Origin of the sequence: Limnohabitans sp. Rim8 (assembly GCF_945901735.1) — a bacterium.
Taxonomy (GTDB): domain Bacteria; phylum Pseudomonadota; class Gammaproteobacteria; order Burkholderiales; family Burkholderiaceae_C; genus Limnohabitans_A.
On record NZ_CAMDLM010000018.1, the window covers coordinates 1 to 21,846 of the forward strand.

General features: G+C 59.9%; 23 protein-coding genes. 16 read left to right on the plus strand and 7 right to left on the minus strand.

Going from position 1 to position 21,846, the window contains the following annotated elements; genetic code table 11:
• Positions 1–24 precede the first annotated feature (24 nt).
• Positions 25–417 (plus strand): 30S ribosomal protein S9, encoded by a 393-nt coding sequence (gene rpsI / locus Q0O99_RS10210; RefSeq protein ID WP_108324550.1) that lies wholly within the window; start codon positions 25–27, stop codon positions 415–417.
• A gap of 167 nt (positions 418–584) precedes the next feature.
• Positions 585–950, plus strand: coding sequence for an iron-sulfur cluster insertion protein ErpA (gene erpA / locus Q0O99_RS10215; RefSeq protein WP_108354256.1), 366 nt, complete (start codon positions 585–587; stop codon positions 948–950).
• Between the two features lie 33 nt (positions 951–983).
• Here the strand turns inward: erpA and Q0O99_RS10220 are convergent, their stop codons facing one another.
• Complete coding sequence (locus Q0O99_RS10220; RefSeq protein WP_293751037.1) at positions 984–2,123, minus strand: anhydro-N-acetylmuramic acid kinase; 1,140 nt, start codon at positions 2,121–2,123, stop codon at positions 984–986.
• Positions 2,124–2,207: 84 nt separating this feature from the next.
• A complete protein-coding gene (locus tag Q0O99_RS10225; protein WP_293751039.1) occupies positions 2,208–3,458 on the minus strand; it encodes a M23 family metallopeptidase in 1,251 nt (416 codons plus the stop codon).
• Positions 3,459–3,816: 358 nt separating this feature from the next.
• Between Q0O99_RS10225 and tyrS the strand changes: the two genes are divergently transcribed.
• The 4 genes from tyrS to dbpA are packed head-to-tail and all read left to right on the plus strand — an operon-like array spanning position 3,817 to position 7,910.
• A complete protein-coding gene (gene tyrS, locus Q0O99_RS10230; protein WP_293751041.1) occupies positions 3,817–5,049 on the plus strand; it encodes a tyrosine--tRNA ligase in 1,233 nt (410 codons plus the stop codon).
• Between the two features lie 49 nt (positions 5,050–5,098).
• Positions 5,099–6,025, plus strand: coding sequence for a cation diffusion facilitator family transporter (locus Q0O99_RS10235; RefSeq protein WP_293751043.1), 927 nt, complete (start codon positions 5,099–5,101; stop codon positions 6,023–6,025).
• On the plus strand, positions 6,022–6,465 hold the full coding sequence (dtd, locus tag Q0O99_RS10240; RefSeq protein ID WP_293751045.1) for a D-aminoacyl-tRNA deacylase: 444 nt from the start codon (positions 6,022–6,024) through the stop codon (positions 6,463–6,465). Before Q0O99_RS10235 ends, dtd begins: the two co-directional genes overlap by 4 nt.
• Positions 6,466–6,500: 35 nt before the next feature.
• Positions 6,501–7,910 carry an ATP-dependent RNA helicase DbpA gene (gene dbpA / locus Q0O99_RS10245; RefSeq protein WP_293751047.1) on the plus strand — a complete coding sequence of 470 codons (1,410 nt, stop codon included), beginning with the start codon at positions 6,501–6,503 and terminating at the stop codon, positions 7,908–7,910.
• 77 nt (positions 7,911–7,987) lie between these two features.
• On the opposite strand, the gene ybeY is transcribed toward dbpA, so the two are convergent.
• Both ybeY and Q0O99_RS10255 read right to left on the minus strand, forming a co-directional pair.
• Complete coding sequence (ybeY, locus tag Q0O99_RS10250; RefSeq protein ID WP_293751049.1) at positions 7,988–8,443, minus strand: rRNA maturation RNase YbeY; 456 nt, start codon at positions 8,441–8,443, stop codon at positions 7,988–7,990.
• Between the two features lie 17 nt (positions 8,444–8,460).
• Positions 8,461–9,441, minus strand: coding sequence for a PhoH family protein (locus Q0O99_RS10255; protein ID WP_293751051.1), 981 nt, complete (start codon positions 9,439–9,441; stop codon positions 8,461–8,463).
• A 93-nt stretch (positions 9,442–9,534) separates the two neighbouring features.
• Between Q0O99_RS10255 and ruvA the strand changes: the two genes are divergently transcribed.
• The 10 genes from ruvA (at position 9,535) to htpX (ending at position 19,595) form a co-directional block, all read left to right on the plus strand.
• Entirely contained in the window at positions 9,535–10,110 is a 576-nt protein-coding gene (ruvA, locus tag Q0O99_RS10260; RefSeq protein WP_293751053.1) for a Holliday junction branch migration protein RuvA, read from the plus strand.
• Positions 10,111–10,124: 14 nt separating this feature from the next.
• The gene (gene ruvB, locus Q0O99_RS10265; protein ID WP_293751055.1) at positions 10,125–11,177 is read left to right on the plus strand and encodes a Holliday junction branch migration DNA helicase RuvB; all 1,053 of its coding nucleotides are present in this window, start codon (positions 10,125–10,127) and stop codon (positions 11,175–11,177) included.
• A gap of 76 nt (positions 11,178–11,253) precedes the next feature.
• Complete coding sequence (locus tag Q0O99_RS10270; RefSeq protein WP_293751057.1) at positions 11,254–12,198, plus strand: LysR substrate-binding domain-containing protein; 945 nt, start codon at positions 11,254–11,256, stop codon at positions 12,196–12,198.
• A 304-nt stretch (positions 12,199–12,502) separates the two neighbouring features.
• A complete protein-coding gene (locus Q0O99_RS10275; RefSeq protein WP_293751059.1) occupies positions 12,503–13,531 on the plus strand; it encodes an amino acid ABC transporter substrate-binding protein in 1,029 nt (342 codons plus the stop codon).
• 83 nt (positions 13,532–13,614) lie between these two features.
• Positions 13,615–14,814, plus strand: coding sequence for an ABC transporter permease subunit (locus tag Q0O99_RS10280; protein ID WP_293751061.1), 1,200 nt, complete (start codon positions 13,615–13,617; stop codon positions 14,812–14,814).
• A gap of 1 nt (position 14,815) precedes the next feature.
• Positions 14,816–15,916 (plus strand): amino acid ABC transporter permease, encoded by a 1,101-nt coding sequence (locus Q0O99_RS10285; RefSeq protein ID WP_293751063.1) that lies wholly within the window; start codon positions 14,816–14,818, stop codon positions 15,914–15,916.
• A 13-nt stretch (positions 15,917–15,929) separates the two neighbouring features.
• Positions 15,930–16,685 carry an amino acid ABC transporter ATP-binding protein gene (locus Q0O99_RS10290; RefSeq protein ID WP_293751065.1) on the plus strand — a complete coding sequence of 252 codons (756 nt, stop codon included), beginning with the start codon at positions 15,930–15,932 and terminating at the stop codon, positions 16,683–16,685.
• Positions 16,686–16,787: 102 nt separating this feature from the next.
• Positions 16,788–17,825, plus strand: coding sequence for a dihydroorotase (pyrC, locus tag Q0O99_RS10295; RefSeq protein ID WP_293751067.1), 1,038 nt, complete (start codon positions 16,788–16,790; stop codon positions 17,823–17,825).
• Between the two features lie 47 nt (positions 17,826–17,872).
• The gene (locus tag Q0O99_RS10300; RefSeq protein ID WP_293751069.1) at positions 17,873–18,649 is read left to right on the plus strand and encodes a DUF3025 domain-containing protein; all 777 of its coding nucleotides are present in this window, start codon (positions 17,873–17,875) and stop codon (positions 18,647–18,649) included.
• A gap of 70 nt (positions 18,650–18,719) precedes the next feature.
• Positions 18,720–19,595 carry a protease HtpX gene (htpX, locus tag Q0O99_RS10305; RefSeq protein WP_293751071.1) on the plus strand — a complete coding sequence of 292 codons (876 nt, stop codon included), beginning with the start codon at positions 18,720–18,722 and terminating at the stop codon, positions 19,593–19,595.
• On the opposite strand, the gene Q0O99_RS10310 is transcribed toward htpX, so the two are convergent.
• Genes Q0O99_RS10310 through ttcA form a run of 3 tightly spaced genes read right to left on the minus strand, consistent with a single transcriptional unit; the run spans position 19,590 to position 21,845 of the window.
• Complete coding sequence (locus tag Q0O99_RS10310) at positions 19,590–20,234, minus strand: histidine phosphatase family protein (RefSeq protein ID WP_293751143.1); 645 nt, start codon at positions 20,232–20,234, stop codon at positions 19,590–19,592. The two genes, htpX and Q0O99_RS10310, sit on opposite strands and share 6 nt — an antisense overlap.
• A gap of 12 nt (positions 20,235–20,246) precedes the next feature.
• The gene (locus tag Q0O99_RS10315) at positions 20,247–20,888 is read right to left on the minus strand and encodes a DUF4136 domain-containing protein (protein ID WP_293751072.1); all 642 of its coding nucleotides are present in this window, start codon (positions 20,886–20,888) and stop codon (positions 20,247–20,249) included.
• A gap of 18 nt (positions 20,889–20,906) precedes the next feature.
• On the minus strand, positions 20,907–21,845 hold the full coding sequence (ttcA, locus tag Q0O99_RS10320) for a tRNA 2-thiocytidine(32) synthetase TtcA (protein ID WP_293751074.1): 939 nt from the start codon (positions 21,843–21,845) through the stop codon (positions 20,907–20,909).
• Position 21,846: the final 1 nt, after the last annotated feature.

Consider the following 21,846-nt stretch of genomic DNA (forward strand, 5'->3'; position numbering starts at 1 on the left):
GCTGGACATCTAAGGAGCCTTGAGATGATTGGTGAATGGAACAATGGCACAGGCCGTCGCAAATCCAGCGTCGCCCGCGTGTTTCTGAAAAAAGGCACTGGCAAGATCACGGTCAATGGCAAGGACATCCAAGCCTACTTCGGCCGCGAGACTTCGATCATGATCGCCAAGCAACCCCTCATGTTGACCAACCATGCCGAAACTTTCGACATCATGATCAACGTGCACGGCGGTGGTGAATCCGGCCAAGCCGGCGCATCGCGCCACGGCATCACCCGCGCCCTGATTGACTACGATGCAACGCTCAAGCCTATGCTGAGCCAAGCAGGTTTCGTCACTCGCGACGCCCGTGAAGTCGAACGTAAAAAGGTCGGCTTGCACTCTGCTCGCCGTCGCAAGCAGTTCTCCAAGCGTTAATCCGCTTTTCCTGCTTCATCAAAAAGCCGCCCGGTTCGCCGTGGCGGCTTTTTGTTTGGCCGCTTATCGGGTGAAAAGCCCATGAGCCCAGTAGCGTTACTGAACTGGCCAGGTGGTAATTCCCGACCAGCGCGCTATACTATTTTGAACTGAACTGGAGAAACACCATGAGCGCTGTAGCTGAAAATATCCAAACTGTGATGCCTGATCCAATTGTCTTCACCGACAGCGCTGCCGCCAAGGTGGCTGACCTGATCGCAGAAGAAGGCAACCCAGATTTGAAATTGCGCGTCTTTGTCCAAGGCGGCGGTTGCTCGGGTTTTTCGTATGGTTTCACTTTCGATGAAATCACCAACGAAGACGACACCACCATGAGCAAAAACGGCGTGTCCCTGTTGATCGATGCCATGAGTTATCAGTACCTGACCGGTGCCGAGATCGATTACAAAGAAGACCTGCAAGGTGCACAGTTTGTGATCAAGAACCCGAACGCCACCTCCACTTGCGGTTGCGGTTCTTCTTTCTCAACCTGATTTGCGGGTTTGGCCAGCTTGGCTGGCCAGGGATCAACGGGGGTAAATTGCCCCCAACACACGGGCGCCTCTGGCGCCCGTGACGCTTGGCAAGCTCGATGTTTCGCGGCGCACGGTTTTGAAAGCCAGCCAAGCAAAGGCGGCGGCCTCCACTTGAAGCGGTGGCAGGCCCAAGGCCTCACTGTTCAAGACAGACTTGTCCGGCACATGCGCCGCTATCTGGCGTATCAATTCGCCGTTCAACGCCCCCCCGCCGCATACGACCAGTTGGCACGCATCAGGGGCATAACGCAAAAGATCTTGGCTGCAGGCATAGGCCGTGTAAGTGCAGAGGGTGGCTTGTACATCGGCCGGTTCCAGCTCCTCAAACTGAGCGAGGTGATGCAGTAGCCAGGCCGGATTGAACAGGTCTCGCCCAGTGCTTTTCGGGGGTGGCTTGTGCAAGAAACTTTCCCCGGCCATTTTCAACAGCAATTCGGGGTGCAACTGGCCACTGGCGGCCCAAGCGCCGTCGCGGTCGAACGCTTGTCCGGTGTGGCGAGCGCACCAGAAATCCATCAGGGTATTGCCCGGACCGCAATCCCAGCCTAACACCGAGCCGTCGGCCTTGAGCACGCTCAGATTGGCAATGCCACCGATGTTGAGCACAGCCACGCAGCGCCTGGGCTGGGCAAAGACACCTTGGTGAAAGGCGGGCACCAGGGGCGCACCTTGACCTCCGGCGGCCAAGTCCCGGCTTCTGAAGTCTGCCACCACGTCGATGCCCGTCAATTCGGCCAACAAGGCTGGATTGATCAGTTGCAGGGTATAACCTACAGCGGGAAGATGGCGCACCACATCAGGGTCAAATTCCAATGGGCGGTGGCGCACGGTCTGGCCATGGGCCCCGATGGCTTTGACTTGTGCGGCAGTCAGTCGGGCTCTGTGGAGCAAGGCGTCCACCACCTCTGCGTAATGGCGGGCAATGGCGTTTCCCGCCAAGGCGCTGCGGTGTAACTCGTCGGTGCCGCTTTGGTTGAGGGACAACAAATCACTGCGAAAAGCATGATCAAAGGGTGCAAAGTCATGGGCCAAGACATTCAGGCGCCCCGCATCGTCTATTTGGGCAAGGACCCCATCCACACCATCCAAAGAGGTACCGGACATGAGGCCAACGAAATAAGAGGAGGGCATGAGGAACGCCTGAGTTGATCAGACCAAGACCATGCTAGGACCGATCAGAGAAAGAGTCCAGTGGTTTGTCAGGGTGCCGTCCAATTATTGGCTGTTGACTTCCCGCATCTGGGCGGCTGCCTGCAGCTGAGACTGAGCTTGGCCCACCAAAGCCACGAATCTGGCCTTAGAAGAGGGCGCTATCGGAACGCTTTGAGCTTGCTGGATGACCTTCTGGGGGTCAACGTGGACGCCATTGACGCGGAACTCAAAATGCAAATGAGGGCCTGTCGACCATCCCGTGGATCCAACAGCGCCAATGGCCTGGCCTTTATGCACGGTTTGACCATTGCGCACATGGATGCGGCTGAGGTGAGCATACAAAGTCGAGTGGCCATTGCCATGGCGAACCTCTACCACGTTGCCATAACCACCTTGAGAACCCGCAAAAACGACCACGCCATCACCCACAGTCATGGCGGGAGTTCCGGTTGGGGCTGCATAGTCCACACCGCGGTGTGCTTGCTGGGTTTTGAAAATGGGGTGCAGGCGCATAGCAAAACCACTGGACTGACGAGAAAAAGTCAGTGGAGCAGCCAAATAGGAGCGACTCAAGCTCTTGCCGTCCATGTCGTAATAATTGCCTTTCTGGCCGGGTTCTTGGTACCAAATGGCATCGTAATGCTGGTTGTCATTGTGAAACTCGGCACTGAGCACCCGACCTGTGCGCAAGGGTTCTCCATCGGCTTCCAGGACTTCATAGACCACAGAAAAGCGAGCGCCTTTTCGCAAAGTCCGGTGGAAGTCAATCTGATTGGAAAAAATCTGAGTCAGCTGCTGGATGACCGGGTCAGGCAGTCTGGCCTCGTCAGCAGCATCGTAGAGCGATCGCGACACCGTGCCACCGGTCATGCGGATGCTGGTGTTCATGGGCGAGGTTTCGAGTGCTGCTTGAAATCCCTGTGGGGAACGCTCCAAGCGCAAACGTTGGAAGAAGGTGTCGTTTTCGTTTTTGAGCCACCGCACACTCAGTGAGCGCAGCAGTTGTTGGGAGGTGACTTCGGCGGATACTGTCCGCCCTCCTTGCTGCAGTGCTTGGCGGGCTTGAGGATTTTTCCGCAAAAATGCGGCCGCTTCAGCATCGACCAGTCCCAAGCGACGAAGCAAAGCTTCAGGTGTGTCTGAGGTGCGGGTGTTGTCGGACCGGGTCAATATGACTTCAAACTTGTCCAACAATTGAGCCTGAGATTCAAGCTGAGCGATCTCAACGGGCACGGTGATGTTGATGACGGGTTGGTCTGAAATGTCAGGCCCCAAATTGGCAAGGGCGAAAGCACCGCCACCACCGACCAACAAGACGCTCGCAAGGCTGGCGACAATCGTTTTTGGGTGACGCTTGAGCCATCCTTGAAGGACAAGATTCGCCTGATTCAGGTGCGGATGGTATCCGTCCACCCAGGCTAAAAACCTTTGCGTGGCAATCAGCATTGCACCCAGCACGGCCGTGCCAAGGAACAAAATGCTGAGCAGCAAGGAGGTCAGTCGCGACTGTAGGGTGGAAAGGAACGGCATGAAAAAAGGAAGGAAGACGCTGTCAGGCGCCAAGGGGATGTGTCAGATGGGTCGGAAACAGTCTGCTCGCACATAAAATGCGATTTGAACTCGGACCGCCATTGTATCCCTCTGGATCGCATTCAACACAGAAAAAACCCTTATGAATCAAGCGCTTGTTACAAAATACCCGGTAAATGACCCTGTGTTGAATGCTTTGGAAGTGACTTTACGAGGGTGTGAAGAGCTGATTCCCAAAGAAGATTGGCTACAGAAACTGGCCAAATCCGAGGCCACCGGCGTGCCACTGCGCATCAAACTGGGTCTGGACCCGACAGCCCCTGACATTCACATTGGCCATACCGTGGTGCTCAACAAGATGCGCCAATTGCAGGATCTGGGGCACCAGGTGATCTTTTTGATCGGCGATTTCACCAGCCTGATCGGCGACCCTTCTGGCCGCAACAACACCCGTCCACCGCTCACGTCCGAGCAGATCAAGGCCAACGCTGAGACTTACTACAAACAAGCCAGTCTGGTGCTGGATCCCAATAAAACCGAGATCCGTTACAACAGTGAGTGGTCGCTACCATTGGGTTCCATGGGCATGATCCAGTTGGCAGCCAAGTACACCGTGGCCCGCATGATGGAGCGCAACGACTTCCATGATCGTTTCAAGGCAGGCACACCGATTTCGGTGCACGAGTTCTTGTACCCGCTCATGCAGGGCTACGACTCTGTGGCACTCAAGTCCGACTTGGAGCTGGGTGGCACCGACCAGAAGTTCAACCTGTTGATGGGGCGTCATTTGCAAGCCGAATACGGGCAAGAGCCGCAGTGCATTTTGACCATGCCTCTGCTGGAAGGGCTGGACGGTGTGGACAAGATGTCCAAGTCTAAAAACAACTACATCGGCATCAGCGAAGAGCCCAACACCATGTTCGCCAAGGTGCTGAGCATCTCGGACACCCTCATGTGGCGCTGGTTCACTTTGCTGTCCTTCAAGTCGATGGCTGAGATCGAGGCACTCAAGAAAGAAGTCGAGGGCGGACGCAACCCCAAAGACGCCAAGGTCATGCTGGCCAAGGAAATCACGGCCCGTTTTCACAGCGCAGCCGCGGCCGATGCGGCTGAGCAAGATTTCATCAACCGCAGCCAGGGTGGCGTGCCTGAGGACATCCCGCAAGTGTCTTTGTCCGGCGCACCCATGGGCATCGGGGCTTTGCTCAAGGCGGCTGGACTGGCCCCCTCCACGACAGAAGCTGGTCGCTTGGTGGATGGCGGAGGTGTGCGTGTGGACTCCAGTGTGGTCAGTGACAAGGGCCTGAAACTCGAAGCGGGCACTTACGTGGTGCAAGTGGGCAAGCGCAAGTTTGCCAAGGTCACGCTGGCTTGATCAGGGGTTGGCGTACGGACAAGTCATCCACCGCGGGTATGCTTAGCCCATGAAAAGATTCGATGACTGGATGACGCCCACCCGCTTGCTCTGGGCTTCGGTGGTGGTGGCCTTGGTCACGATCGCACTCAAAACCGGGGCCTGGTGGCTCACCGATTCGGTTGGTTTGCTGTCGGACGCGATGGAGTCGCTGGTCAACCTGGCCAGTGCGGTGTTCGGCTTGATGATGGTCACCATTGCGGCCCGTCCAGCCGACGACGAACACCCCTATGGCCACCACAAGGCCGAGTATTTCTCTTCTGGTTTTGAAGGCATCCTGATTCTGGTGGCCGCCTTGGGCATCATTTGGGTGGCGGTTCATCGTTTGTTTGACCCGCAACCCATCGCGCAGGTGGGCTGGGGTCTGACCTTGTCGGTGGGCAGCTCGGCCCTGAACGGTTTGCTGGCCTGGTTGATGTTTCGCGCCGCCCGGCAGCACCGCTCACTGGCGCTGGAGGCCGATGCCCGGCACTTGGTGACCGACGTCTGGACATCGGCTGGGGTGGTGGTCGGACTTGTTCTGGTGAGTGTGAGCGGCTGGTTGTGGCTGGATGCGGTGGTCGCCATCGGCGTGGCCCTGAACATTTTGAAAGAAGGCTGGAGCTTGGTCTGGCGGTCCTCGCAGGGCCTGATGGACGAGGCGTTGGAGCCTGAAATCTTGGCCGATGTGCAACGCGTGCTTGATGGTTTTGCGCACCAGCGTGGCGAGACCGAGATCCTCCGCTTTGACCACCTGAACACCCGCAAAGCCGGGCAACGCCGTTTTTTGGATGTGCACATGCACATGCCCGCCAGCTGGAGCTTGGGCCGCGCTGCTGCTTTGCGCGCCAGCGTCGAGCAGGCATTGATGAGCGAGGTGCCCGGCTTGCGGGCCACCATCCAGCTCTTGCCCAGCGATGTGGAAGCGCACTTTGACGATGCCAGGGACTTGAAATGATGGCTGTGCTGCAACGGGTGAGTCAAGCCAGTGTGCGTGTCGATGGGGCAGTGATCGGCCAGATTGACACCGGTTTGCTGGTGCTGCTGTGTGCCGAAAAAGGCGATACAGATGCGGTGGCTGAAAAGATGCTGGCCAAAATTCTGAAACTTCGCATCTTCAGTGACGACGCAGGCAAGATGAATTTGAGCGTGCAGGACGTGGGCGGTGGTTTGTTGGTGGTCAGCCAGTTCACCCTGGCCGCCGATTTGGCCGGGGGCAACCGCCCCAGCTTCACCCAGGCGGCTGCGCCCGAGGAGGGTCGGCGCTTGTACGAGCACTTTGTGGCGCAGGCACAAAAAGCCCACCCGGTGGTGCAAACCGGCCGCTTTGCCGCCGACATGAAAGTGGCCCTCATCAACGACGGCCCCATCACTATCCCGATGCGCATGTCGGCTTGAGGCGCTGCCCGGGGGTGGGCAACGATAATCCCCGCATGACTGCAACTTCTCCTGCCGCGAGTTCCGCTCGCTTCGACCAGCTTGCGCTGGCGCCTGCCACCCTTCAAAACCTCGAACAACTGGGCTACACCCAGATGACGCCCATCCAGGCGGCCAGCCTGCCGCTCACGCTGGCGGGGCAAGACCTGATCGCCCAAGCCAGCACGGGCAGCGGCAAAACCGCCGCTTTTGGCCTGCCTTTGATTGAGCGCTTGCAAAGCGCGGGCTCGCCCAGTGCGGCCATCCAGGCCGTGATCCTGTGCCCCACCCGCGAGCTGGCCGACCAGGTCACGCAAGAAATCCGCCGCTTGGCCCGTGCCCGGTCAAACGTGAAAGTCGTCACCTTGTGTGGTGGCGTGGCCCTGCGTGGTCAATCTGTGAGCCTGGAGCACGGCGCCGATGTGGTGGTGGGTACGCCTGGGCGCATCCTGGACCATCTGGAGCGCGGATCTTTGAGCTTGGCGGGCGTGAACACGCTGGTTTTAGACGAAGCCGACCGCATGTTGGACATGGGCTTTTTCGACGACATCGCCAAAGTGGTGCGCCAGTGCGCGAAAGACCGCCAGACCCTGCTGTTCTCGGCCACTTACCCCGAAGGCATTGCCAAGCTGGCGGCGCAGTTCATGCGTTCACCGCAAACCGTGAAGGTGGAGGCGCAGCACAGCGCACACAAAATTCGCCAGATTTATTACGAAGTCAGTGAAAGCCAGCGGCTGGACGCCGTGTCCAAACTGTTGGCACATTTTCGCCCCGAACGCACGCTGGCCTTTTGCAACACCAAACAGCAATGCCGCGATTTGGTGGCGGTGTTGCAGGCCCAGGGCTACAGCGCGCTGGCGCTGTTTGGCGAGTTGGAGCAGCGCGAGCGCGATCAGGTGCTGGTGCAGTTCTCTAACCGCAGTTGCTCGGTCCTGGTGGCCACCGATGTGGCTTCGCGGGGGCTGGATGTGGAAGGCCTTGAAGCCGTGATCAACGTAGACGTGACGCCGGACGCAGAAATCCACATCCACCGCATTGGCCGCACCGGTCGGGGCGATGCCGAGGGCCTGGCGCTCACGCTGGCCAGCATGGACGAGATGGGATCGGTCGGCAAGATTGAGGTGATGCAGGGGCGTGAGTCGAAGTGGGAGCCTTTGTCTGGCCTGACGCCTGCGGCGGGTGGTCCACTGCAACCGAACATGCGCACCTTGCAGATTGTCGGTGGCCGCAAGGAAAAAATCCGGGCAGGCGATGTGATGGGGGCCTTGGCGGGTGAGTGTGGTTTGACCCGCGAGCAGGTCGGCAAGATCAATGTGAACGAGTTTTCAACCTATGTGGCGGTGCAGGCTCAGTTGGCCAAAAAGGTCGAGGCGCAGTTGTCACACGGCAAGATCAAGGGCAAGAGTGTGAAGGTTCGGTTGCTCTGACGATTTGCCTTTCGCCTTTTGCTGGGGCGATGTGTGAGGGGATGCGCCCACCCATTCCTGGCCTCCCCAGCTGGAAATCAAAGGTAAGGGTTTTTCAGCCCCAACCCCGCCAAAATCGCAACCTCATAGGCCTCCATCTCCTCGGCATCGGCCTCGCTGGTCTCATGGTCCCAGCCCTGCGCGTGCAAAGTGCCGTGCACCAGCAAATGCGCATAATGCGCCGCCAGCGTCTTGCCCTGCTCTTTGGCCTCACGTGCCACCACCGGGGCGCACAGCACCAGATCGGCCAGCACCACGGGCGCTTGCTCGTAGTCAAAGGTCAGCACGTTGGTGGCGTAGTCTTTTTTGCGATAACTCTGGTTCAGCGCGCGTCCTTCCTCTTCGCCCACGATGCGCACCGTGATTTCGGCGTCATCGGCCAGGGCATGACGAATGGCGCGGGCAACCGCATGGCGGGGCAGGGCGGCGCGGTGGCGCGCCGCGTTGGGGATGTCGCCAAATTGCAGAGAGAGCTGAAGTTGTTGCAGGGCCATGGGGTTCGCAGGGTCGTTCAATCGTCGGTGGGCAGGGGCTTGCGGCGGGTCGTGACGCCCGCACGCATGGGGGCGCTGCCTTGCGCGTCGTAGGCGTCCACGATGCGGGCCACCAGCGGGTGGCGCACCACATCGGCGCTGGAAAAACGTGTGAAAGCAATGCCCTTGACGCGCTTCAAAACCCGCTCGGCATCGATGAGGCCGCTCAGCTGCCCCTTGGGCAAGTCGATCTGGCTCACATCGCCCGTCACCACTGCCTTGGCGCCAAAGCCAATGCGTGTCAGGAACATCTTCATCTGTTCGGTGCTGGTGTTTTGCGCTTCGTCCAAAATCACAAAGGCGTTGTTCAGCGTGCGCCCGCGCATGAAAGCCAGAGGGGCCACTTCGATCGCATTGCGCTCAAAGGCTTTGAGCACCTTGTCATGGCCCATCAGGTCGTAGAGCGCGTCGTACAGCGGGCGCAAATACGGGTCGACCTTTTGCGACAAGTCGCCCGGTAAAAAGCCCAGACGTTCACCCGCTTCCACCGCCGGGCGGGTCAGTACGATGCGCTGCACGCTGGCGCGCTCCAGTGCATCCACGGCGCAGGCCACGGCCAGATAAGTCTTGCCGGTGCCCGCTGGGCCAATGCCAAAGCTGATGTCGTGGCTGGCGATGCTCTCCAAATAGGCCGCTTGTACCGGAGTGCGGGCCTTCAGGTCGGCGCGGCGGGTTTGCAAGATGGGCAAGTTCGCCTCTTCGCCCCCACTGTCGCCGACCAGCATGAGCTGCACCATGTCGGGTGAAATGGGGCGGTCGGCCCGCTCATAGATCGCCTGCAAAATCTCCATGGCCCGCATGGCCACCGCCTTGGGGCCGTCCACCTTGAACTGCTCGTGGCGGTGCGCGATGCTCACTTGCAAGCCCGCTTCGATGGTGCGCAGGTGCGCGTCCATCGGGCCACACAGGTGTGACAAGCGGGTGTTGTTGTGCGGCGTGAAGGTGTGTCTGACGATCAAGTTGATAATCCTCGCTGTGCGCGGTTTGTGGCCAGGATGGCCCGGGCGAGAGCGCATTTTCTCCCATCACAGGCATTTAAGGCGACACCCTCCATGATTGGCAAACTCACCGGCATCCTGAGCGACAAAAACCCACCCGAGGTGATCGTGGACTGCCATGGCGTGGGCTACGAAGTCAATGTGCCCATGAGCACGTTCTACAACTTGCCTGCTGCGGGCGAAAAAGTCAGTTTGGTCACGCACTTTGTGGTGCGCGAAGACGCGCAAATCCTTTACGGGTTTGCCACCCTGGCCGAGCGCGAGGCGTTTCGTCAGCTCATCAAAATTTCGGGCGTGGGGCCCCGCACGGCCTTGAGTGTGTTGTCCGGCATGAGTGTGGACGATTTGGCGCAGGCCATCACCACCCAAGAAGTCGGCCGTCTGGTCAAGGTGCCCGGCATCGGCAAAAAAACCGCTGAACGTTTGTTGCTTGAACTCAAAGGCAAACTGGGCGGCGACATCGGCGGTCTGTTTGCCGTACACACCCCCGACGCGCAAAGCGACATTCAGCAGGCTTTGCTGGCCCTGGGCTACAACGACAAGGAAGCGGCTGCCGCGCTCAAGAGCCTGCCCGCCGATGTGGGCGTGAGCGAAGGCATCAAGCTGGCCCTCAAAGCCCTGAACAAATGAAGATGAATTGAGCCATGAGCATCCGCACCGACGACTTTGCCCCGCAACCCGAACCCCGGGTCATTTCAGCGGCCCCAGTGTCCCATCAAGAGGAAGCCATTGAACGCGCCTTGCGCCCCAAACTGCTGGACGAATACGTCGGCCAGGTCAAGGTGCGCGAACAGCTGGAGATTTTCATCAGCGCCGCCAAGATGCGCCAAGAGCCGCTCGACCATGTGCTGCTGTTTGGCCCGCCCGGTTTGGGCAAAACCACGCTGTCCCACATCATTGCCGCCGAGCTGGGTGTGAACCTGCGCCAAACCAGCGGCCCGGTGCTCGAGAAACCCAAAGATTTGGCGGCGCTGCTCACCAATTTGGAGCGCAACGACGTGCTCTTCATTGACGAAATCCACCGCCTCTCGCCCGTTGTCGAAGAGATCTTGTACCCCGCTCTGGAGGACTACCAAATCGACATCATGATCGGCGAAGGGCCAGCTGCGCGCAGCATCAAGCTCGACCTGCAGCCGTTCACTTTGGTGGGTGCGACCACGCGGGCTGGCATGCTCACCAACCCGCTGCGCGACCGCTTTGGCATCGTCTCGCGCCTGGAGTTCTACACCCCCGAGGAGCTGACCCGCATCGTGACCCGCAGCGCCGGTTTGCTCAAAGCGCCGATCGACCCCGAAGGCTCGTTCGAGATCGCCCGACGTTCACGCGGCACGCCTCGCATTGCCAACCGCCTGCTGCGCCGGGTGCGCGACTATGCGGATGTGAAGGGCGACGGCACCATCCATAAGGCCATCGCCGAAAAAGCCTTGGTCATGCTGGACGTGGACCCAGAAGGCTTTGACCTGATGGACCGCAAACTGCTGGAAGCGGTGATCCACCGTTTTGACGGCGGGCCTGTGGGGTTGGACAACATCGCGGCCAGCATCGGCGAGGAGCGTGACACGATCGAGGACGTGATCGAGCCGTATCTGATTCAGCAAGGCTATTTGCAGCGCACGCCACGCGGGCGCATGGCCACCTTGGCAGCATTCCGGCATTTGGGCGTCACGCCGCCCAAGTCGTTTGGTGACAAGTTCTGAATCGGTGTGTGCGCTTGCAGTTGGATGGAGATGGTGATTGGGCGGCCTGACCTGGGGCTGAAACGATAATGCCAGCATGGAAACCAAATGGCTTGAAGATTTTGTGAGCTTGGCCGAAACCCGCAGTTTCAGCCGTTCGGCGCAGTTGCGGCACGTCACGCAACCGGCTTTTTCCCGGCGCATCCAGTCGCTGGAGGCGTGGGCCGGGGCAGACTTGGTCGACCGCAGCTCTTACCCAACCCGGCTCACCCCTGCGGGTGAGACCTTGTATGCCCAGGCGCTGGAGATGCTGCAGTCGCTGCAAAACACCCGGGCCATGCTGCGCGGCCACAATGCGGTGGGTCAAGACATCATCCAGTTTGCCGTGCCGCACACCTTGGCATTCACATTTTTTCCGCCTTGGGTGGCCAGCTTGCGCGAGACTTTTGGGCCCATGAAAAGCCGGCTCATGGCGCTGAACGTGCACGACGCGGCCATGCGCCTGGTGGAGGGCGGTTGCGACGTGTTGATCGCCTACCACCACCCCTCGCAGCCCTTGCAAATTGACCCTGAACGCTACGATATGGTGGTATTGGGGCACGAGGTGATTGCGCCCTATGTGCAAAGCACGCCCGATGGTCGTGCGCTGTTCAGTTTGCCCGGCCATGCCGCACGGCCACTGCCTTATCTTGGCTACGCGCCCGGGGCTTATTTGGGCGGTGTGACCGACTGGATCTTGAAACAGGCGGGCGTGCCGGTGCATCTGGAGCGGGTCTATGAAACCGACATGGCTGAGGGTCTGAAAGTGATGGCCCTGGAAGGCCATGGCATCGCGTTTTTGCCGCGCAGTGCGGTCAAGAAAGAAATCCAAGCTGGTACCCTGGTCGAGGTGGGCTTGCCGGGTGGGCAAACCCTGGCGCTGAGCATGGAGGTGCGTGCCTACCGCGAGAAATCCGGGTCCAAACCCTGTTTCAAGAGCTCGGCCCACCAGTTGTGGCTGCACCTGACCCAGAGCACCTCTTCGGTGCATTCCTCCCGTTAAATCGTCGCCAGCCCGGTCTTTTCATGGCATGTATTGCTTTATGCATTTTTTGCATGGAGTCCGGGGGTACACCCTGATGAGGGCTGACTACAAACTGACTATATTCAGCACACGCTGGTGTGTAGGCACATTTTGTGCAAATGCACAAACCGCTGGTGTCGTGGTGCACCTTGGGGGTGCTTCTCAATGATGCCCGCTCTTTGATGCGGGCCTAGGGAAGCTCCTAGGCGGTTCATTGCTGAATTTGGCATTTAATCTGTGGGTGGCAATTTGCTACTCACCATTTCACAAGAGGATTCAAACCATGAAGAAAATGACACAAACCTTGATCGGCTCCGTGCTGGCCACTGCAGGCTTGCTGGTGGCCACATCCGCCATGGCGGGCAAAACTCTGGACCAGATCAAGCAGCGCGGCCAAATCGTCTGCGGTGTCAACACCGGTCTGGCCGGTTTTTCGGCCGCTGACTCCAGCGGCAACTGGTCGGGTCTGGACGTGGACCACTGCCGTGCCTTGGCCGCAGCCGTGTTGAGCGACGCGACCAAAGTCAAATACGTGCCCCTGACCGCCCAGCAGCGTTTCACCGCTCTGCAGTCTGGCGAGGTCGATGTACTGGCCCGCAACACCACCAACACCCTGAACCGCGATGGCTCTTTGGGTCTGCACTTCATCGGCGCCAACTACTACGACGGCCAGGGTTTCATGGTGCCCAAAGGCAAGATCACCAGCGCCAAGCAACTCAAGGGTGCCACCGTGTGCGTGCAATCCGGCACCACCACCGAGAAAAACCTCACCGATTTTTCCCGCGCCAACAAGCTCAACTTGAAGCCTGTCGTGTTTGAAAAAGTCGAAGCCGCCACCGGCGCTTACTTCTCTGGCCGTTGCCAGGCCTACACCACCGACGCATCGGGCCTGGCCTCGGTGCGTGCCAAGGAAGCCAAAGACCCAGCTGCCCACGTCATCTTGCCCGATCTGGTCTCCAAAGAGCCCCTGGGCCCGATGGTGCGCCGTGGTGACGACGAGTGGTTCGCCATCAACAAGTGGGTGCTTTCCGGCCTGATCGAAGCCGAAGAGTACGGCATCACCCAAGCCAATGTGGACCAAATGAAAACCAGCGAGAACCCACAAGTGGGTCGTTTGCTGGGTGCCACCGAAGACCTGGGCAAGCACCTGGGTCTGGACAAGGAATGGCTGGCCCGCGCCATCAAGACCACCGGTAACTACGGTGAAATGTTTGAGCGCAACGTCGGCCCCAAAACCGCCATCAACTTGCCACGTGGCCTGAACAACCAGTGGAACAAGGGCGGCCTGATGTACGCTGCACCGCTGCGTTGATCGCCTGCCTTTTTTGAAGGTTCTGAATACGCCCCTTCACGGGGCGTATTTTTTACCAGCCCGTCATTTTTCAGGCAGTCCCCATGACCCATTTTTCCATGATCGAGGCCAGGCCCTTGCCCGGCAAGAAAACCCGATCCATCTCGTGGCGCAGCCGCGAAGGGCGTTCGGTCATCTACCAGGTCGTCGCCATCTTGTCGGCTTTGGCGCTGGTGGCCCTGTTGGTGCGCAACACGCTCACCAATATGCGCCTGCGCGGCATCCAAAGCGGCTACGATTTTTTGTTTCAACCGTTTGGCTTTGACATCAGCGAAACGGTGATCGAGTATGCGCACAACAGCTCTTACTTCGTGGCCTTTGCCATCGGCATGCTCAACACGCTCAAGGTCGCCGTGATCGGTATCCTGCTGGCCACGGTGCTGGGTGTTCTCGTAGGAGTCGGACGCTTTTCGGCCAACTTTTTGGTGCGCAAAATCTGTTACGCCTACGTCGAATTTTTCCGCAACGTGCCGGTCTACCTGCAGTTGCTCATCTGGTATCTGGTCTTCACTGAGATGCTGCCCGACCTGGACAACGCCTGGAATGCGGGTCATTTTTTCCTGAGCAAAAACGGCATTTCCTTCCCCTGGCCCGTGTGGCAGTGGGGCCAGACTTTGGCCCTGGTCGGTGTTGCTCTAGGCCTGGTGTTTGCGTGGATCTACCGACGCATGGCACGGGCGCATTTTGACCGCACCGGCAACACGCGCCCAGTGTGGGCCGTGTCGTTGGCGGTCACGCTGGTGATGGCGGTGCTCGGCTGGCTGGTGGGTGGCGCGCCCAACGAATGGGACTTGCCTAAGAAGGGCGATTTCCAGATTGAAGATGGCGGCGCGTTCAGTCCCGAATTCATAGCCCTGCTGTGTGGCTTGGTGTTTTACACCGCGTCCTTCATTGCCGAAGTCGTGCGCTCGGGCATTGCTTCGGTGTCGCTGGGTCAGCACGAGGCGTCGGCCTCTTTGGGCCTGAGCAAAAACCAGTCCATGCGTCTGGTGGTGTTGCCCCAGGCCTTGCGCGTGATCATTCCGCCGCTGACCAGCCAGTACCTGAACCTGACCAAGAACTCATCGCTGGCGGTGGCCATTGGTTACCCCGAACTGGTCTCGATCGCCAACACCACGCTCAACCAAACGGGCCGCGCCATCGAGGCCTTGTCCATCGTGATGTTGGTGTACCTGACGCTGTCCCTTCTCACCTCGGCCCTCATGAACTGGTTCAACGCCAGTGCCGCCATCCAGGAGCGCTGACATGAACGTTTTCAAATCCACCGAAGCCCGGCCGATGCCCGGCCGCAGCACAGGCCCCGTGGCCTGGTTGCGCGGCAATTTGTTTTCCACCCCGAGCAACAGCCTGATGTCGCTGGTGTTGCTGGCCGTGTGCCTGTGGGCATTTGTCTCTTCACTCGACTGGGCCGTCTTGCAAGCCGTCTTTGGCAGCAACTTGCAAGCTTGCAACGACGTGCGCGGCGCAGGGGCTTGTTGGGGCGTGATCTCCGAAAAAGGCCGCTTGATCGTGATGGGTCGTTACCCTGAAGTCGAGCACTGGCGTCCGGTGATCGCCACCGCCCTCATGTTGGGTGTGGTCGTCATCAGTTGCATGCCGCGTTTTTGGAACAAGGCCTTGCCCTTGGTTTGGCTGGTCATGCTGACCGTGTATTTCGTGCTGATGAAGGGCGGCTTTTTTGGCCTGACCGAAGTCGACACCGACCAATGGGGCGGCTTGCCGCTCACGGTCATGCTCACCGTGATCTCGATGACGCTGGCCTTTCCGCTGGCCATCTTTGTAGCGCTGGGCCGACGCTCCAACATGCCGGCCATCAAAACCTTGTGCACGCTCTACGTCGAGTTGGTGCGCGGCGTGCCGCTGATCACTGTGCTGTTCATGGCCTCGTTCATGCTGCCGCTGTTCATGCCCGAGGGCGTGAAGATCGACGTGCTGGTGCGCGTGGTGGTGGGCATCACCTTGTTTTCCGGGGCCTACATGGCCGAGGTGATTCGCGGCGGTCTGCAGGCTTTGCCCAAAGGCCAGACCGAAGCGGCGGCCACACTGGGCCTGAGCTACTGGCAAACCCAGCGCATGATCGTGCTGCCCCAGGCGCTGGCCACCGTGGTGCCGTCCATCATGAACACCTTCATCGGTCTGTTCAAAGACACTTCGCTGGTGACCATCGTGTCGCTGTACGAGCTGACCGGCGCGTTGGGCCTGGCGCTCAACTCCGATGCCGACTGGCGCCCCTTCAAGATCGAAGCCTACCTCTTCATCACCTTCATTTATTTCGCGTTCTGCTTTGCCATGTCGCGCTACAGCCTGTGGATCGAAGAGCGCACGGCCGTGAGCAAAGTCCGCTGAACGAAAGACCTTTATGACCTCCAACGCTAACCCCATCATCGAGTTCAAAGGCGTGAACAAGTGGTACGCCAGCAATGGCTACCATGTGCTGCGCGATGTGAACCTGCAATTTGCCAAAGGCGAAAAAGTCGTCATCTGCGGCCCCTCGGGCTCGGGCAAGTCCACCCTGATTCGCTGCATCAACGCCCTCGAGGAATACCAGGAAGGCTCGCTCACCGTAGACGGCACTGTGCTGGGCGATGATCTCAAAGGCATTGACAAAGTGCGCCGCGAGGTCGGCATGGTGTTCCAGCAGTTCAACCTGTTCCCGCACCTGACAGTGATGGAAAACCTGATCTTGTCACCCACCTGGGTGGCCAAGATGCCACGCAAGGAAGCCGTGGACAAAGCCATGGTGCAGCTGGAGCGCGTGCGCATTGCCGAGCACGCGAACAAGTACCCGCTGCAGTTGTCCGGCGGCCAGCAGCAGCGCGTGGCGATTGCGCGTGCGCTGTGCCTGACGCCCAAGATCATGCTGTTCGATGAGCCCACTTCGGCGCTCGACCCCGAGATGATCAAGGAAGTGCTGGACGTGATGATCGAGTTGACCAGCCAAGGCATGACCATGCTGTGCGTGACGCACGAGATGGGCTTTGCCAAGGCGGTGGCCGACCGCGTGATCTTCATGGACCAAGGCCAGGTGGTCGAACAAGCCCCGCCCCAGCAGTTTTTTGACGCACCCCAAACCGACCGGGCGCAGGACTTCTTGTCCAAAATCTTGGGGCATTGATTTAATGAGGGTCAGATCCCGATTGAATCGGCGTCAGACCCTGATCCATTGGCGTTTGTCGCCGGACTGAACGCGGCCAGCAGGTTTGCGACAATACGCCCCATGACCCAAGAACTCACCCTCATCCGTCCCGACGACTGGCACCTGCATGTGCGCGATGGCGCAGCCCTGAATGTGGTCGTGCCTCACACGGCTGCGCAGTTTGCCCGAGCCATCATCATGCCCAACCTCAAGCCGCCGGTGACCACGGCCGAGCAGGCGCTGGCCTACAAACAGCGCATCCTGGCCGCCGTGCCTGTGGGCATGGCCTTTGAGCCGCTCATGACGCTGTACCTGACCGACAACTTGGCCCCGGCAGAAATCGCCCGCGCCAAAGCCGCTGGCGTGGTGGCGTGCAAGCTCTATCCAGCGGGGGCCACCACCAACAGCGATGCGGGTGTGACCGATCTGCGCAAAATCTACCCCGTGCTCGAAGCCATGCAGCGCGAAGGCGTGCTGCTGCTGGTGCATGGCGAAGTCACCTCCTCCGACATCGATCTTTTTGACCGAGAAGCGGTGTTCATCGAGCAGCAATTGATCCCGTTGCGCCGTGACTTTCCGGGCCTGAAAATCGTGATGGAACACATCACCACCAAAGAAGCCGCCGACTATGTGGCCGCAGGCGACGCGAATTTGGCTGCCACCATCACCGTGCACCACCTGCTGTACAACCGCAACGCCCTGTTCTTGGGCGGCATGCGCCCACATTACTACTGCCTGCCCGTGCTCAAGCGCGAAACCCACCGCCAGGCGCTGGTGCAGGCGGCCACCAGTGGCAATGCCCGCTTCTTCTTGGGCACCGACAGCGCCCCGCACCCGGCGCACCTCAAAGAGCACGCCAGCGGTTGCGCCGGTTGCTACACCGCGCACGCCGCCATCGAGATGTATGCCGAGGCCTTTCACCAAGCGGGGGCGCTCGACAAGCTCGAAGGCTTTGCCAGCTTCTTTGGGGCCGACTTTTACGGTCTGCCGCGCAACACCAGCACGATCACCTTGCGCCGCGAAAGCTGGACGCCCGCAGAGAGCTTTGCCTTTGGCGAGGCCGAACTCAAGCCCCTGCGTTCCGGAGAAAGCCTGCCGTGGCGTCTGGTGGAGGGCTGAGCCCCAATCGGGCTGGGCACCGCTGTGCGCCAGCTTCCAGCCTGAGCGTGCCCGACATCGACTGGAACGCGCCTTGGTTGGCCGACTGGCGGGCCGTGGGTGAGCCCATCGCTTGCCAGGTGGTGGCGGGCACGCCTCAGCCTGAGGCCTTGAACGCGGCGGGCCATGCCCCTGTGCGCTTTGTGCCGCAAGCCGACTTGCCCGAAGGACAGGCCTACGAAGACTTCATCTTCGCCGCTGGCCAGGTGCCCACCCGCGAAGGCCTGCACGACTTTTTCAATGCTTTGTGCTGGATGCATTTCCCGCAGGCCAAAAAACGCCTGAACCAGTTGCAAGCCCGCGAAATTGCCCGAGCCGGGGTGGGCCAGGTGCGCGGCCCGGTGCGCGACGCCGCCACCGTGTTCGATGAAAACGCGCTGCTGATCCAGACCTCCGATGCCGTGTGGTCTGCCTTGACCGAGCACCGATGGATGGATGCGTTCCTTGGCTTGCGTAGCGAGTGGGCACTTACATGTCTTTGGGCTTTTGGCCATGCCGCGCTCGAAAAAGCGGTGCAGCCCTACAAGTCGATCACCGTGCACCTGTGGCGCGTGCCGCAAGGCGTGGCGCAGGCCGACCTCGACGCTTGGCTGGCGCAAGACCTCACGCCTGAAAAGCTGGCCCGCAAACCCTTCAGTCCCTTGCCACTGCTGGGCGTGCCGGGCTGGTGGCTGGCCAACGAAGCCCCATCCTTTTACGCCGATGACAGCGTGTTTCGGCCCCGCAGAAGCCCGCGCCTGGCTGAAAAACCGTACGCCAATGCGGAAATCGCGCCCCCGGCTTGATTTTGAACACCGACCCCCTAACATTCGACACAACGCGCCCGCGTCTTTCGGGCTGAAAGTGAAACTCAACATGAAACGCATTTTTCTTTTTGTCATGACCAACCTGGCCGTCGTGGTCGTTTTGGGCATTGTGGCCAACTTGCTGGGCGTCAACCGCTTTTTGACTTCCAACGGCCTGGACCTGGGCGCTTTGCTCGGTTTTGCGCTGATCATGGGCTTTGGCGGCGCCATCATTTCCTTGCTCATCAGCAAGCCCTTGGCCAAGTGGACCTCGGGTGTCAAAGTCATCACCCAACCCGCCAACGCCGACGAAGCCTGGATTTTGGACACGGTGCGCAAGTTTGCTGACAAATCTGGCATCGGCATGCCCGAAGTCGGCATCTTCCCGGGCGACCCCAATGCCTTTGCCACAGGTGCATTTCGCGATTCGGCCCTGGTGGCCGTGTCCACCGGCTTGCTGCAAAACATGACGCACGAAGAAATCGAAGCCGTGATCGCCCACGAAGTGGCGCACATTGCCAACGGCGACATGGTCACCATGACCCTGATCCAGGGCGTCATGAACACCTTCGTGGTGTTCATCTCGCGGGTGGTGGGTTATGCGGTCGACAGCTTCTTGCGCAAGGGCGACAGCGAGAACACTGGCCCCGGCATGGGCTACTACATCACCACCATCGTGATGGACATCATCCTCGGCTTTGTGGCCGCCATGATCGTGGCCTGGTTCAGCCGCCAGCGCGAGTTCCGCGCCGATGCCAGCGCGGCGCAGCTGATGGGCCGTAAGCAGCCGATGATCAATGCCTTGGCCCGCTTGGGCGGCGTGCACACGGCCGAGTTGCCCAAAACCATGGCCGCCATGGGCATTGCGGGGGGCATTGGACAGTTGTTCAGCACGCATCCTCCCATCGAAGAACGCATCGCCGCACTGCAAAACAGCGCTTTATAAAGACGATTCGTCTTCCCCCAGTGCGTCCAGGTGGGACGTGTCGCCCCAGCCCACCAAAGACAAGCCTGCAGGCGTCCACAACAAGCTGTTGACCGCGGTGTTGGTGAGTGCCCACGTGCGCGGTGCTTGCAGATCGATGCGGGTGGCGGCACGGTACAAAATGTCCAGCACCCCGCCATGGGCCACCAGCACGATCTGCTGACCCGGATGGAGTACAGCCAGTTCGTTCACCGTGGCCACAATGCGATCGCGAAGCACCAAAAGCGATTCACCGCCATCGGGCGGTGTCCAGTCGGGCGTGCGTTTGCGCCAGTGCCAAGCATGGTCGGGCAGCTCGACTTCGATTTCGGCGAATGTGCGGCCCTGAAACGCGCCAAAATGCCGTTCTCTCAAGCCAGCGTGGGTGTTCACCGTTTTCCCTATGGCTTGCGCAATCGCGTTGGCGGTGGTGTGGGCACGAGACAGGTCGCTGGCGTAAATGGCATCGATGGCATCGCGCTGCACCAGCGACCGGGCCAGGTGCTGGGCTTGGCGCAGTCCGACATCGTTGAGTGGAATGTCCAGGTGGCCTTGCACCCGCGTGTCGACGTTCCAAGCGGTTTCTCCGTGGCGAATCGCCAAAATGCGGGTGGGTTCCATCAAGTTTCGGGCTCAGCGGGGCAGTTCGATGTTGACCCGGCGCAGCCCTGCTGGCGGGTTGGGGAAGTTGGCCAGCGCGGCTTGGAACAGCGTGGCAAAAATCGGCATGCTGTCGCTCCATGGGCCTGCATGGCTGGCACGGGTTTCGTAAACCACTTGGCCCGATTTCAAGTCACGCATGACGACGCTGACTTCACGGCGGTAATGCGTGGGCGGCGGAAAGCGCATGCCCATGCCCAGACCGACGTGCGAGCCCAAGCCCCCGCCAAAACCTGATCCGATGGTGATGCTGCCGAAGGGTGTCCAGCCCGGCGCTAGGGGTCGGCCCCAAGGGTCGGCCAGGTACTGCGAGCCACTGAAGCCCAGCATCACGCTCAGGCTGGCTGTGGCATCGTCACGCACCAAACCCACGGCCGTCATGGCGGCCTGCGCTTGCTGCTCGGCGAGACCGGCTTCGGGGTTGTGCACCTGTGAGGGCAGGCGTTCGAAACGGTATTTGGCGCCTTGCAAACTCATGCCCGGCGGCACGGCCGCCACCGAGACCACATCGCTGTCGATCAGGCGCATCGATGCGCAGCCCGTCAAGAAGCCCAAGGCCATCGCAGCCAAGGCCACCGAAAACCACCACTTGAGCTGCCGAATTGTTGTGCGCATGCGCTGTTCCCTTGAGGTTCACATCGAGATGACTTGGATGCCCGGCAAGGACGCTTCCTTGAACTCTTCTTCGTCAAAAGCCTTGTCGCCGTCGTCCGATTCGATACCGGTGATCTTCAGGTCCTTGAAACCGTGCAGCTTCGCGTCCATCAAATGCGAAGGCACCACATTTTGCAAAGCCGAGAACATGTTTTCAATCCGGCCAGGGTGCTTTTTTTGCCACTCGCGCAGCATGTTGCCCACTTGTAGGCGCTGCAAATTCTCTTGGCTGCCACACAGGGTGCACGGAATGATGGGGAACTGTCGGTGCGCTGCCCAACGGATCAGGTCGGACTCGGCCACATAAGCCAGCGGGCGGATCACCATGAACTCGCCGTTGTCGCTGACCAGTTTCGGGGGCATGCCCTTGAGCTTGCCGCCAAAGAACATGTTCAAAAAGAAGGTCTGCAGCATGTCGTCGCGGTGGTGCCCGAGCGCCAGCTTGTTGCATTTGAGCTCGCGCGCCACGCGGTACAAAATGCCCCGGCGCAGGCGCGAGCACAGGCTGCACATGGTCTTGCCTTCGGGGATCTTGTCCTTCACGATCGAATACGTGTCTTGCGTCTCGATGTGAAACTCCACGCCCAACTCTTTCAGGTAAGCGGGCAGGATGTGCTCCGGAAAGCCCGGCTGCTTTTGGTCCAGGTTGACCGCCACCAGTTCGAAGTCGACCGGGGCGCGGGCCTTCATCTTGAGCAAGATGTCGAGCATGCCGTAGCTGTCTTTGCCACCCGACATGCAGACCATGATGCGGTCGCCTGCTTCAATCAGGTTGAAGTCACTGATGGCCTGGCCCATCTGGCGGCACAGGCGTTTTTCGAGCTTGTGGGTCTCGCGCTCGATCTTGATGGCTTTGGCGGCCTCTGATTCGGCTTGCGCTTGTGCCCAGGCGATGTCGGTTTCTGTGTCTGTGTTCATA

Coding starts and splice junctions, on each gene's coding strand:
- rpsI (WP_108324550.1), top strand. CDS start 25: ATGATTGGTGAATGGAACAATGGCACAGGCCGTCGCAAATCCAGCGTC.
- ruvA (WP_293751053.1), top strand. CDS start 9,535: ATGATTGGCAAACTCACCGGCATCCTGAGCGACAAAAACCCACCCGAG.
- Q0O99_RS10290 (WP_293751065.1), top strand. CDS start 15,930: ATGACCTCCAACGCTAACCCCATCATCGAGTTCAAAGGCGTGAACAAG.
- ruvB (WP_293751055.1), top strand. CDS start 10,125: ATGAGCATCCGCACCGACGACTTTGCCCCGCAACCCGAACCCCGGGTC.
- ybeY (WP_293751049.1), bottom strand. CDS start 8,443: ATGGCCCTGCAACAACTTCAGCTCTCTCTGCAATTTGGCGACATCCCC.
- Q0O99_RS10285 (WP_293751063.1), top strand. CDS start 14,816: ATGAACGTTTTCAAATCCACCGAAGCCCGGCCGATGCCCGGCCGCAGC.
- Q0O99_RS10315 (WP_293751072.1), bottom strand. CDS start 20,888: ATGCGCACAACAATTCGGCAGCTCAAGTGGTGGTTTTCGGTGGCCTTG.
- Q0O99_RS10220 (WP_293751037.1), bottom strand. CDS start 2,123: ATGCCCTCCTCTTATTTCGTTGGCCTCATGTCCGGTACCTCTTTGGAT.
- Q0O99_RS10275 (WP_293751059.1), top strand. CDS start 12,503: ATGAAGAAAATGACACAAACCTTGATCGGCTCCGTGCTGGCCACTGCA.
- tyrS (WP_293751041.1), top strand. CDS start 3,817: ATGAATCAAGCGCTTGTTACAAAATACCCGGTAAATGACCCTGTGTTG.
- pyrC (WP_293751067.1), top strand. CDS start 16,788: ATGACCCAAGAACTCACCCTCATCCGTCCCGACGACTGGCACCTGCAT.
- Q0O99_RS10280 (WP_293751061.1), top strand. CDS start 13,615: ATGACCCATTTTTCCATGATCGAGGCCAGGCCCTTGCCCGGCAAGAAA.
- dbpA (WP_293751047.1), top strand. CDS start 6,501: ATGACTGCAACTTCTCCTGCCGCGAGTTCCGCTCGCTTCGACCAGCTT.
- Q0O99_RS10235 (WP_293751043.1), top strand. CDS start 5,099: ATGAAAAGATTCGATGACTGGATGACGCCCACCCGCTTGCTCTGGGCT.
- Q0O99_RS10310 (WP_293751143.1), bottom strand. CDS start 20,234: ATGGAACCCACCCGCATTTTGGCGATTCGCCACGGAGAAACCGCTTGG.
- htpX (WP_293751071.1), top strand. CDS start 18,720: ATGAAACGCATTTTTCTTTTTGTCATGACCAACCTGGCCGTCGTGGTC.
- Q0O99_RS10270 (WP_293751057.1), top strand. CDS start 11,254: ATGGAAACCAAATGGCTTGAAGATTTTGTGAGCTTGGCCGAAACCCGC.
- erpA (WP_108354256.1), top strand. CDS start 585: ATGAGCGCTGTAGCTGAAAATATCCAAACTGTGATGCCTGATCCAATT.
- ttcA (WP_293751074.1), bottom strand. CDS start 21,845: ATGAACACAGACACAGAAACCGACATCGCCTGGGCACAAGCGCAAGCC.
- dtd (WP_293751045.1), top strand. CDS start 6,022: ATGATGGCTGTGCTGCAACGGGTGAGTCAAGCCAGTGTGCGTGTCGAT.